The sequence below is a fragment of the Nonomuraea sp. NPDC052265 genome (assembly GCF_044547985.1).
Taxonomy (GTDB): Bacteria; Actinomycetota; Actinomycetes; order Streptosporangiales; family Streptosporangiaceae; genus Nonomuraea.
Map to the genome: position 1 here is coordinate 1 of NZ_JBIUBJ010000074.1, position 1,030 is coordinate 1,030.

Annotated in this window: 1 pseudogene; it reads left to right on the forward strand. The window is 68.4% G+C overall.

The annotated features are described in order from the left end of the window. A pseudogene (locus ACIHAD_RS48880) lies at positions 1 to 1,030 on the forward strand (DNA-directed RNA polymerase subunit beta); the annotation flags it as partial.

The window sequence follows — 1,030 nt, forward strand, 5'->3', positions numbered from 1 at the left end:
AACCCCAAGCGGTACGACCTGGCCAAGGTGGGCCGCTACAAGATCAACAAGAAGCTCGGGGTCGACTCCGAGATCACGCAGGGCACGCTGACCGAGGACGACGTCGTCTCGATGATCGAGTACCTGGTGCGGCTGCACGCGGGGGAGACGTCCATGGGCGAGGCCGTCGTGGAGCTCGACGACATCGACCACTTCGGCAACCGGCGCATCCGCAGTGTCGGCGAGCTCGTCCAGAACCAGGTCCGGCTGGGCCTGGCCCGCATGGAGCGGGTCGTCCGCGAGCGGATGACCACCCAGGACGTCGAGGCCATCACGCCGCAGACCCTGATCAACATCCGCCCGGTGGTGGCGTCGATGAAGGAGTTCTTCGGCACCTCGCAGCTGTCGCAGTTCATGGACCAGATCAACCCGCTGGCCGGTCTGACGCACAAACGCCGGCTGAACGCCCTGGGCCCCGGTGGTCTGTCCCGTGAGCGGGCCGGCATGGAGGTCCGTGACGTGCATCCGTCCCACTACGGCCGGATGTGCCCGATCGAGACCCCCGAGGGCCCGAACATCGGCCTGATCGGCTACCTCGCCTGCTACGGCCGCCTCAACGCCTTCGGCTTCATCGAGACGCCCTACCGCAAGGTCGTCGAGGGCAAGGTGACCGACCGCATCGACTACCTGACCGCCGACGAGGAGGACCGGTTCGTCGTCGCCCAGGCGAACTCCTCCCTCGGCGAGGACGGCGAGCTGGTGGACCCCCGCGTCCTGGTCCGCACCAAGGGCGGCGAGACCGACTACGTGGCCTCCCGCGAGGTCGACTACATCGACGTGTCGCCGCGCCAGATGGTGTCGGTGGCCACCGCGATGATCCCCTTCCTGGAGCACGACGACGCCAACCGGGCCCTGATGGGCGCGAACATGCAGCGCCAGTCGGTGCCGCTGATCCGGAGCGAGGCGCCGCTGGTCGGCACCGGCATGGAGTACCGTGCCGCGACCGACGCCGGCGACGTCATCAGCGCCGAGAAGGCCGGTGTGGTCGAGG